This window comes from Acinetobacter sp. ANC 4973 (assembly GCF_002135275.1).
GTDB classification, from domain to species: Bacteria; Pseudomonadota; Gammaproteobacteria; order Pseudomonadales; family Moraxellaceae; genus Acinetobacter; species Acinetobacter kyonggiensis.
In genome coordinates this window covers 423,542-435,078 of the sequence record NZ_NEGM01000001.1, presented here as the reverse complement: position 1 = coordinate 435,078, position 11,537 = coordinate 423,542, and the positions used below count along the sequence as shown (strand labels likewise).

7 protein-coding genes, 1 tRNA gene and 2 pseudogenes are annotated in these 11,537 nt (G+C 38.9%); 3 read left to right on the top strand and 7 right to left on the bottom strand.

The features are described from left to right. Positions 1–82 precede the first annotated feature (82 nt). The gene (locus tag B9T30_RS02200) at positions 83–2,119 is read left to right on the top strand and encodes an NADPH-dependent 2,4-dienoyl-CoA reductase (protein ID WP_171264101.1); all 2,037 of its coding nucleotides are present in this window, start codon (positions 83–85) and stop codon (positions 2,117–2,119) included. A 97-nt stretch (positions 2,120–2,216) separates the two neighbouring features. Then, positions 2,217–2,306: transfer RNA gene (locus tag B9T30_RS02195), tRNA-Ser, on the top strand. Positions 2,307–2,523: 217 nt separating this feature from the next. Here the strand turns inward: B9T30_RS02195 and B9T30_RS02190 are convergent. Both B9T30_RS02190 and B9T30_RS02185 read right to left on the bottom strand, forming a co-directional pair. After that, a pseudogene (locus B9T30_RS02190) lies at positions 2,524–2,961 on the bottom strand (IS5 family transposase); the annotation flags it as partial. A gap of 214 nt (positions 2,962–3,175) precedes the next feature. Next, the gene (locus tag B9T30_RS02185) at positions 3,176–4,243 is read right to left on the bottom strand and encodes an asparaginase (RefSeq protein ID WP_086183577.1); all 1,068 of its coding nucleotides are present in this window, start codon (positions 4,241–4,243) and stop codon (positions 3,176–3,178) included. Positions 4,244–4,544: 301 nt separating this feature from the next. Here B9T30_RS02185 and B9T30_RS02180 point away from each other — a divergent pair, with 301 nt between their 5' ends. After that, positions 4,545–5,837 (top strand): dicarboxylate/amino acid:cation symporter, encoded by a 1,293-nt coding sequence (locus tag B9T30_RS02180; protein WP_086183576.1) that lies wholly within the window; start codon positions 4,545–4,547, stop codon positions 5,835–5,837. Between the two features lie 296 nt (positions 5,838–6,133). Here B9T30_RS02180 and B9T30_RS02175 read toward each other — a convergent pair. The 5 genes and pseudogenes from B9T30_RS02175 to B9T30_RS02155 all read right to left on the bottom strand — a co-directional run. Then, positions 6,134–6,475: pseudogene (locus tag B9T30_RS02175) on the bottom strand (transposase); the annotation flags it as partial. An 82-nt stretch (positions 6,476–6,557) separates the two neighbouring features. After that, a complete protein-coding gene (locus B9T30_RS02170) occupies positions 6,558–8,303 on the bottom strand; it encodes a tannase/feruloyl esterase family alpha/beta hydrolase (RefSeq protein WP_086183575.1) in 1,746 nt (581 codons plus the stop codon). A gap of 250 nt (positions 8,304–8,553) precedes the next feature. Further along, on the bottom strand, positions 8,554–8,934 hold the full coding sequence (locus B9T30_RS02165) for a PaaI family thioesterase (RefSeq protein WP_086183574.1): 381 nt from the start codon (positions 8,932–8,934) through the stop codon (positions 8,554–8,556). A gap of 58 nt (positions 8,935–8,992) precedes the next feature. Then, positions 8,993–10,243, bottom strand: coding sequence for an OprD family porin (locus B9T30_RS02160; protein ID WP_086183573.1), 1,251 nt, complete (start codon positions 10,241–10,243; stop codon positions 8,993–8,995). 79 nt (positions 10,244–10,322) lie between these two features. After that, a complete protein-coding gene (locus B9T30_RS02155) occupies positions 10,323–11,462 on the bottom strand; it encodes an acyl-CoA dehydrogenase family protein (protein ID WP_086183572.1) in 1,140 nt (379 codons plus the stop codon). Positions 11,463–11,537: the final 75 nt, after the last annotated feature.

Below are 11,537 nucleotides of genomic sequence, written 5' to 3'. Positions count from 1 at the left end.
ATTATTTAAAAAGCCATAAACAAAATATGAAAAGTCGGTAAAGTAGTATGCAACAAGTTGCAAAGCCAACCTTAAAGGATTCATGATGACAACTCGCTATGCAAATATATTAAAACCACTTCATTTAGGCTTTACGACCATTAAAAACCGTGTCGTGATGGGGTCAATGCACACAGGTCTGGAAGATCGTTTTTACAACTACCCTAAACTGGCGGCATATTTTGGGGAACGTGCAAAAGGTGGTGTTGGTTTAATTATTACTGGGGGAATTTCACCCAACCGTTCAGGTTGGTTACTTCCTGCGGGCGGTACTATGAATACCTTGGGCGATGTTGCACCACACCGTTTAGTGACACATGCTGTGCATAAACATGGCGCAAAAATTTTGATGCAAATTTTGCATGCAGGACGTTATGGTTATCAACCTTTTGTAATGTCTGCAAGTCCAATTAAGTCACCCATTTCACCTTTTAAACCGCGTCAAATGAGTGAAAAGCAGATTTTAGATACCATTGATGATTATGCACATACTGCCAGTATTGCTAAAAAAGCAGGCTATGATGGTGTAGAAATCATGGGTTCTGAAGGCTACTTACTGAACCAGTTTTTAAGTCGCCATGTCAATCAGCGTGATGATCGTTGGGGTGGTGATATTCAGAATCGGATGCGTTTTGCAGTTGAGATTGTCAGAGCGATTCGTGAGAAAGTCGGTGAGAAATTTATTATCTGCTTCCGTTTATCGATGCTTGATTTGGTTCATGATGGTAATACCATGGATGAAGTGATTATCGTTGCTCAAGCTTTGGAAAAAGCAGGGATAACATTGTTGAATACAGGTATTGGCTGGCACGAAGCACGTATTCCTACTATTGTCACGTCTGTACCACGAGCAGCATTTGCTGATTATACGGCAGAAGTGAAAAAGCATGTCTCTATTCCTGTGATCGCTTCAAACCGTATTAATATGCCTGAAACAGCTGAAGCTATTTTAGCTGCTGGAAAAGCAGATATGGTTCAGATGGCACGTCCGTTGTTGGCAGATGCATTTTGGGTGAGTAAAACCGCAACCAATCGTGTTGATGAAATTAATACCTGTATTGCGTGTAATCAAGCGTGTTTAGATCATACTTTTAAAAATCAACGTGCCACTTGTTTAGTCAATCCTCGTGCAGCGTATGAAACTGAATTGGTTTATTTAAAGACCAAAGCACCGAAAAAAATTGCAGTTGTCGGTGGTGGTGTAGCGGGTATGTCTGCTGCAACAGTGGCTGCGAGTCGTGGTCATCAGGTGACTTTATTTGAAGCCGCGCAAGAAATTGGCGGGCAGTTTAATTTAGCCAAAGTTGTTCCGGGTAAAGAAGAGTTCCATGAAACCATTCGCTACTTTAAAGTCCAAATTGAAAAAACAGGGGTAGAACTGCGTTTAAATACCAAAGTGAACCGTGAGCAATTAGAACGTGAAGGTTTTGATGAGGTCATTGTTGCAACGGGTGTTGTGCCGCGTGGTTTAAAAATTGAAGGCAGTCATGCGCCACAAGTGTTGTCGTATGCAGAAGTATTACGGGGTGCTGCCGTTGGCAATCGTGTTGCAGTGATTGGTGCAGGCGGTATAGGATTTGATGTTTCCGAATTTTTATTGAAACCAGAACATCAGCCTCAACCACAGCCGTTAGTAGACTGGCAACGAGAGTGGGGTATTGATCCAAATCCGAACTATATTTCCGAAGGTGGTTTGCAGCCCTCACAAGTCGATCATCCTGTGCGTGAAATCTATTTATTGCAACGTAAAACTACACCTTTAGGTGCTGGTTTAGGAAAAACATCGGGTTGGGTGCATCGCGCACAACTTAAAAAACATGCGGTTAAAATGTTGCGTGGTGTGCAATATAAATCCATTACCGATGAAGGTTTATGGATTGAAACCAACGGCTATGACCAACTTTTACGTGTCGATACTGTCGTGGTTTGTGCGGGGCAAGAGTCAGTAAAAGACATTATGCCAAATGAAGGTGAAAATACTTTGGCAAATTACCATATTATTGGTGGTGCAAAACTGGCGGCAGAGCTTGATGCGAAGCGTGCAATTCGTGAAGGTGCTGAATTAGCAGCCAAATTATGATTTTTTAAGTTGATTTGGTGAAACAATATTCATTTGAATGCTTTGCTTGTAATTTTTACTTGTCAGTTTTTAAAAAGATCCGTATTATGGCGCACATGGAAGCGTGGCAGAGCGGTTTAATGCACCGGTCTTGAAAACCGACGAGGGTGTGAGTCCTCCGTGAGTTCGAATCTCACCGCTTCCGCCAAATTTTGAATTAAGCCCTTGTATTTGCAAGGGCTTTTTCTTGTCTGTAGTTTTACCCCACAACCTACCCCTCATAAAAATTTGGATTGGATCAAACTAAAACCAACGATATAAGACAGGTTGGGACAGTTACTTTATTTGGTTTGATGTGCTTTCATGTTATCGAAGTCTGATTTTATATTGATATTATTCTTTCAATATTAGGGTCTGTTGACATTTCATAATGGTAACCAAATAAAGATGCAGGCTAAAGCAACTGAATTTTCATAGTTTCGTTTTAGCTTGTCATAACGAGTTGCAATCCCTCTAAAATGCTTCAATCGTGCAAATGTATTTTCAACTAAGTGTCTGATTTTATATAAATACCAATCCATATACTCATTAGTAGACTTAGAGTTGGATTTCTTAGGAATATTAGCTTTAGTTTGAGTGTTTTCTATTTTCTTTCTAAGTGGTGCTGAGTCATAACCTTTATCTGCACACAATATTTCTGTTTCTTTAAAATCCAAACAATCAATTAAATCAGGTGCAATTTTCACATCATGAGTTGTGCCATCACCAATAATAAATTCGATAAGGTTTCCAGTGGCATCCACAGCTAAGTGAATTTTAGAGCTATTTCCACCAACGCTCTTAGACATAGCTTGATCCTTGATTCAGCTAAAGAAACCTCAGGGTAGGGGATCAAGACCAATATCACGGTGATGGGGTTTTAGTTTTCCATCTTTATCTATACGCTTACCTACTATAAAAAATGGAACTTACACAAAAAAATTATAGGCTCGCTAGTTTTTATTTAAATAAAAAGCCCGATTCTAGATGTAATCGCTAGAATCGGGCTTTTCAACGCTGATAGATTTGTTTCAACGCTTAATATTTCCAGAACATCTCCTGAATTTGCTTAGCATCATTGGTTTTGGTTAGTGCTAAAGCAGTCAAAATTCGGGCTTTTTGTGGGTTTAAATCATGTGCAGCAATCCAACCATATTTATCATCAGGCTGTTCGGCATTCCGAATGATAAAACCTTGTGCTACACGTGATGAACGGACAATTTGAATACCTTGCTCATCGTGCAATTTTCTTACTTCTGGCACCAGATAATTCGCCATAGAACCATTGCCAGTTCCTGCATGAATAATCGCTTTTACACCAGCTTTGGCAAATGCTTGGTATGCATCAGGGATCATAGAATCTGAACCATAGACAATTTGAACGCTAGGTAACGCATCACCCTGAATTTTATCAATATGAAACTCGGAATTATTGGTATGCTTTTTCACTGAACTTCTGAACCAATAAGGCTTACCTTCAACTAAAGTACCCAAAGCTCCCCATTGGCTTACAAAAGCATTGGTATGAATATTAATGCCTTTGGTCACATCTCGTGCGGCAAAAATCGAATCATTCATTAAGACCATCACGCCTTTGTTTTTAGCTTCATCCGAAGAAGCCAAAGCAACAGCGCTATATAGATTTAGTGGACCATCTGCCGACATTGCAGTCGAAGGTCGCATAGAGCCAACCAGCACAATCGGTTTATCAGTATGTACCACTAAATTTAGGAAAAAAGCAGTTTCTTCCATGGTATCCGTACCATGAGTAATGACTACACCATTCACAGAAGGTTTCTTTACTAAATCACTGACTTGACGCGCTAAAGATAACAATTCTTTGTCAGTAATACTTTCAGATGCAACTTGCAGTGCCTGTATTCCCGTTACATTCGCCAGATCATTTACTTGTGGTACAGCTTTGATCAGTGCATCAACTGGAACTTTAGCCGCGCTATAAGTTGCACTATTGGTTGAACTTGCACCTGCACCAGCAATCGTTCCGCCAGTAGCAACCACTACGACATTATTTTTTGCGTAAAGTGCCATGGATGATGCTAAAAGGGTGAGTGCCAAGCCGCATGATTGGAGAGTTTTACTTATCATTAACCAGATCCTAGTTCTTAAATTCCATTAACAACAATGTTTGATTTGTGCAAACATTGACAATATTTAAGTTCCTTTAATGAATACTGTCATTGGCATTTTGTATATTTTCTTAATAATCTCCATGCAAATTTTGCATAGAAAAATACTTTTTTGCATTTTCAATTCTGATCAACTTTCGATAGATTCTGCCAACACCCCTAAGTTAAATGGATATTTGGCTTGGATGGAAAAAAATCAAAACATTTTATAAAACAATAAGATGTTTTTATCGATTTTAGGGTATTAAAAGGAAGTTTTTATGGATCAGAAAAAACTATTAAAATTTATTCTAGTTGCTATGGTTTCTGGAATACTAATTGGTTGGCTTTTTCATAGTAATTTGAGTACTACTCAAGCTGAAAATATCGCTTCATATTTTAAAATTCTTACAGATGTATTCTTAAGATTAATTAAAATGATTATTGCCCCATTGGTCTTTGCAACAATTGTTTCTGGGCTAATCTCAATGGGTAAATCATCATCATTGGGCTCGATTACGCTTAAAGCCATGAGCTGGTTTATTGGTGCATCTCTCATCTCTTTGCTTTTAGGCATGGGCATGGCAAACTTATTACAACCTGGTGCAGGAATGAATCTTCCAATTCCTACAGCACCTGTTGATGTAGGTGTCAGTGCAACCAGTTTAAATATACAAGCCTTTATTACGCATATTTTTCCAAAAAGCTTCGCCGAGGCGATGGCAAATAATGAAATCTTACAGATTCTAATCTTCTCTATTTTCTTTGGTTCAGCCTTAGCCTACGTGCATCATCAACAAGATGAAGGTACGGTCATTGCGAAAATTATTGATGAATTGTGCCGTGTCATGTTCCGTATTACTGATTACGTTATGATGTTTTCTCCTATTGCTGTTTTCTCGGCAATCGCTTCTGCGATTACCTTAAAAGGGCCACAAATCATTATCGACTATAGTATTTTTATAGGCGACTTTTATGCCAGTCTTTTCATTCTTTGGGCTGTGATTATTAGCGTTGGCTATATCTTCCTGAAAAAAGATGTATTCCGTTTGCTTAAGACCATTCGTGAACCTGCGGTATTAGGTTTTGCAACAGCAAGTAGTGAATCTGCTTATCCAAAACTAATGGTAGCATTGGAAAAATTTGGTGTACCAAAGCGTATTATCAGCTTTGTACTGCCATTAGGCTACTCATTTAACCTCGATGGTTCAATGATTTACATGTCTTTTGCAGTGCTATTTATTGCTCAAGCTTATAACATTGATTTAAGTATCTCACAACAAATATTGATGTTGCTCACACTGATGATCACTAGTAAGGGTATTGCAGGTGTTTCTCGTGCATCGTTGGTGGTGATTGCTGCAACATTAGCGATGTTTAAACTTCCAGAAGCGGGTATTTTGCTAATTCTTGCAGTAGATCACTTCTTAGACATGGGACGTACAGCAACGAATATTATTGGTAATAGTGTTGCAACGGCAGTCATTGCTAAAACTGAAAGTCATAAAGCAGAGGAAAGCGAGACAGTTTTGGTTCAAACGCTTATTCCAACTGAGCAGAAGAATTCTTTCTAAGCATTGAACTCTCCCAGTTAGATAAAAAACATCACATAAAGTGGTGTTTTTTTAGTTGAGAGCATTAAAATCAGACTGCTGCGAAGTTATTCATGCCAATTACAAAACGCTGGCTTACATCGACTTGTTCTAGATACTCTTTATTGTGGACGTTTGGGGGAATTTACAAAAGTTGTTCTTATTGACGATAAAGTGTGCCATTTAGAAGAAAGTGTTTTTATTACTGAAGATTTTGTTTAAATTTGACTTTGTTGCACAAATATTTAAAAGTAAAAGTACTCTTAACTTCCTCAAATTTAAGATATGAGAAGCACTGCTTTGCAAGGGGTGTGAGGTCTGCCTAGTTCAGCGAATCTATTCAACACTGCTAGACTTGCATGAATTTCATTGACCTGACTTTGAAAGCTTCTTGAACTGAGTTTATCGCCTAATAATTTGATGCAGTATTTCAGCATCAATTCCAATATGTAGCTTACACCATTGTCGACGATATTCAGGTTGATGCTTCTTACGCTTCCATTTCCTTCACCAAGAAGTTTTAAACTTGTACTGTTAATTAAGAGATGAAGCCTACCATCACTTTTTTGGTAACTAATTTCAATATTAATGTATTTTTGACGATGACTTAGAGTCGAGTACTGATATCAGGTGCAGGCTTATTCATTGGAGAATTATAGAGTTGAATAAGCCTAGTGATAGATGTGTATAACAAAGCCTTGATTAACTACAATTGAAGTTCTCGGCTTTTTCACTATCACCTTGACCACTATAACGTGCAATCAGTGGGTAAGCGCAGAGAGGACGAGTGCGATCAGGTGCCCAATCAGATGGTAACTCAGTATTGATTTGACCACTCATATTTCCCACACCTCTTGCAGCAGCAATAATACGTTCAGGTTTTTCACCATATTCAACCCATCGTACTAAACCATGAAGTGCATCAAATTGATCTGTTGCAATTCCTGCACGTGAATGATTCATGCCAGGAACACGGAAAAAACGTGCAAAATCAGTGGTTTTTGCTGAGGTGTTTGTCGCGTATGTTTGTACGAGCTTGTCATACCAATTTTGAGTGTCATCTACAGAAAAAACACCATCCGCAGTTCCCTGCACAATCAGCATTTTTCCACCACGATAAAGGAGTGTATCTAAATTCAGCTCATTCGGTGGCAACATAAAGGACATTGCACTTTCTTGGTAGATTTCATTGGATGCTGATAATTTTGGATAATCGGTATCAAAATTAAAGTCGAATGCAAACTGTCTAGAATTTTGAATAATGCTTAAATCAGGTGGAACCTGAAAAATAATACCGACTGCAACAGGGTCTCGTGCTGTGCCTACAGATGATTCAAATTTCCAACTTGCCCAATTGCTTCCGAGTAAACCCGGATCATAAGGTTGAGTTGCATATAGTGCTTCACCTTTAGAATTAACAGGTCCAGTAAAAATATTAGAAATAGCCTGAATTTGTTCTGTAGTTAGACAGCTTCCATTTCTTTCATTTTGGCATACAGGCACGTGTTCGTGAATATCGAATGCAGAGCGACATGCTTCAACATCCTGAACTAATCCATCAGTGATTCCATCAAGTTGATCACAACGCGCCAAAATAGAATTAGCAACTGTTTGTCGTTCAAACATCGTAAAGGCAGTACTGAGATCATTTTCATCAGTCGCAACGGTGCGTAATTGCTGTGCGGTATAGAGCTGTGCTGCTGCTGCACGTGGTAAATGAAATCCAGGTGAGCTGGCTAAAATACCATCATACTCATTGGCTAAACGAGTAGCTGCAATCATGGCATGTCTTCCACCGTTTGATGTACCGCCAGCATATGAGCGATCAGGTCGTTTTCCATAAGCGAACTTGATTAAATCTTTTGCCATTGGTGTTAGTTTGGTAATTGCGCCATAGCCATAATCAATTCGAGCTTGAGGATCTATTCCAAATGTCGGATTTTGCTGTGCGGAGTGTCCTGCATCAGATGAAATGACCGCAAAGCCATCATATAAGGCATTTGTTAATGGGCCACCGCTACCCACATTACCTACAGCTTGCGCAATATTACCATCCGTACCTCCATTACCTTGATAAAGAAAACGACCATTCCAGTCCACGGGTAAGCGCATTTCAAATCCAATTTGATATTGTTGGCCGTCTACAGGACTTATACGCGAATACATGTGTCCTGTGACTAAGCAATGTGCTCTTATCGGTTTGTTTGCCACACTCAAACTGCCTGCATCTTGTAACGTTGCGGTAGTAATGGTCGTGTGTTCAAATGAGAAAGATTTTAAATCAGCACAACTCCCTTTTATTGAGGTTCCAACAGCAGGGGACAGTTGTGGAATCGTTTGTTGTGTTATTGGGGATGTTTCATTATCACTTCCACAACTGGCTAAAAGTAGGCTCATGCCCAATATGCTACTGCTCATGGTAAAAATGGAGCGCAAATTTTTTTGCATACATATTCCTTATGTTGGTTATTTCCGTTTACGTCAACGTTTGTGTCGAATAAAAATTGATGTGGCATAAATTAATGACTAAATTATGCAAGGTGTTTCAAAGGTCTAAATGACTGGCTTAGAATTTGTGGCTTTAAATATTTTGAATGAATTGCTGAATAAAATAAGGGTGCTATTTCCTGTTGATTAGGCTGCTGCAATCAGTTTGTTTTTTTAAAGTGCTTGATCATTCGCCAAATGAATACGGTATTTATAGAACCATAAATGCAGCTGAGCTTTTTGCGACCAACTTTTTATGTTGCCAAGCTTCACTTTCAATATTTAAGATTTTATTGCCTTGTTTTATAAAGCATGCTTTTACTTCGATGACCCCAATGTCACATGGTCTAAAGAAATCCATGGTGAGATTAATTGTTGCCGCTGGCTTTTGGGATGTATTCATTGTTGCTAAAAGTCCCATTGCATCATCTAACATTGCACAAATCATACCGCCCTCGACGTTACCCCTTGGATTGGTAAAGCTTTCTAAGGCTGTATATTTCACATGAATTTGAGCTAAATTTTCATCCCAATTCAAGTCGTGTCCATTTAATAAATGATGAATGGGAGGTAAGTTTTTTATATTTATCATTCTGATTTTCCTTAAAAAATAAACCCTAGTCACAAAGAAATAGGGTTTATAGAAATAGTTATTTAAATTTCCATGTGTAATCAATATTAATTCTTGTTTCATTGACTGGTTTAATATTAGCGGTAGGTAGCATGTTGTTATCGTAAATGGCATAACGTGCGCGTAGGCCTAAATTTTTAAGCAAGCCACTTTGAACGGTATAACCCAGATCAAAATCGAGTTCATCCTCTTTTAAGTCTGTGCCGCCTAAATTCGGTGCATAAATATTATGTCCAGTCGTGTAGCGTGTCATAAAACGAAGACCAGGTATGGTGTTTTTAAAGTCATATTCATAGCGAAAGCTATATACTTTTTCTTTTGGATTTAAGAACTCACCCGGCCATGTGTCAATAAGTAGACCTGTTTCACCGCCTGATAAATAAGGAAATGCGGTTTCACCATGATGTTGAAATGTGCTAAAAATAAATTTATGCTGATCATGCTTTAATTCAAAATGTGCATGCAGTAGATCATTATTGACCAATCCAGCTTTGGCTTGGCCTTCATCACGGCTTCGGTAGTAGCGTAGTTGTGAAGTAAGGTTAGTCTGCTCATTCAGCATATATTTATGCTGTATACCAACTAAGGCTTGATTGTATAAATCCTCGACATCCAAATAAAATGAAGTGAATTTAAAAGCTTTGTTCAAATCGTAATGACCACCTGCGTAATAAAGTCCATCCGTTTCCGCAGGTATAAAGCGTCCATTTACCCCAGAAATTTTAATGTTTTCGTAGTTGGTCGAATCACGATGATTGACTTGATCAATATAGGCTGCCTGTAGGTCAAGCTTTTGAATATCCTTTGACTGAACGGAAATACCCCGATAAGTTTGAGGCAATAAGCGTGCAGGGGAAGCCACTAAAACTGGGTTCATTGGCATGAGTGTGCCAACTTTAACTTCCGTCTGACTCATTTTAGCTTTCGCTGTTACCCCAATTTCACCATAGCTACTGGCTGGTTCATTGGTACGGGGATCACGCGGTAAATTTCCAGTGCCAGCATACTCGGCATCAGCATTTAGCTTAAATCCTGCCGTTGCTAAAATATCTAAACCAAAACCAACTTTCCCTTCGGTATAGCCAGAATTTGCTTTCAAGATAAATCCTTGAGACCAGTCTTTTGCAGCTGGATAAGCAGATTGTTCTTGATAATCTCGATCAAAATAAAAATTTCGCGTGGTTAATTCTACACTGCTGTTGTCAATAAAATGACTTGCAAATACTTGTGTAGATAAAAGCATTGATGAGGTAATCCAAATTTTGTGCATAGCATTTCTTCCTGAAACGACTTTCTTGTTCTAAAAGTAATACGACCCCCGTATTACTCGAATTTGCCTATCTTTAGACCTATTTTCCTAGTAGCTCGCGAGCCACGATTTCTTTCATAATTTCGTTAGTGCCGCCATAGATTTTTTGCACACGTGCATCGACAAAAAAGCGTGAAATTGGGTATTCCTGCATATAGCCGTAGCCACCAAACAACTGGAGTAATTGATCCATAATTTCGCACTGGGTATCGGTAATAAAACATTTCAGTGCCGCGACTTCAGAGACGGTAAGTTGCTCTTGACTATATAAAGTGGCACATTGCTGCACAAAAGCTTGCGCAGCCTTTGCTTTAATTTGAGCCTGTGCAAGGACAAATCGGGTATTTTGAAATTGACTTAGTGCTTGACCAAAGGCTTTACGTTCTTGGACATAGCCTTTGGTCAGTTCAATTGCACCTAAAATGGAACCAAGCGCCATCATGGAAATACTGAGTCTTTCTCGAGGTAATTCTTGCATCAGGTAGCTAAAACCTTTGCCTGTTTCACCTAAGAGTTGGCTGGTGGGAACGTGAACTTGATCAAAAAAAAGTTCGGCAGTGTCTTGGGCATGTAAACCAATTTTTTTAAGACAGCGACCTTTTTTCACACCTTCAAGCTGTGCATCGACCAATAAAATTGAAATGCCTTTGGCGCGTGCTTGAGGATCTGTTTTTGCCACCAATACAATCAGATCTGCATGATGACCATTTGATATAAATGTTTTAGAACCATCGACAAGATAATGTTCATTGTGCAAAATCGCTTGAGTTCGAATGGCTTGTAAGTCTGAGCCAGCATTGGCTTCTGTCATGGCAATCGCGCTAACGACTTCACCCGTCACCATTTTGGGTAGCCAAAAGTTTTTTTGTTGTTCTGACCCTATATTTTGAATATAAGGGGAAACCAGTTCACTTTGTCCACCGATGGCTACAGCCAGTGAAGTAAAACCTGCTTGAGCAGTTTCTTGAACCAACATCAGTGAATAGTGGACTGGTGCGCCATATCCACCATACTGTTCTGGTACATCGACACAAAGAAAACCATTTTCACCAAGTTTGTTCCAAATTTCACGCGGAATTAATCCTTGTTCTTCCCATTGCTCATAATATGGGGCAACGTATTCATTTAAAAACCGTCGAAAATTATCTCTAAACAGTTCAAATTCGCTATCTAATTGCATAGTTTTACCTATTGGGTAAAAAGTTAAAGACAAAGAGGGATCAACAACTCTATAAAATAGAGTTGTTTTTCTTGT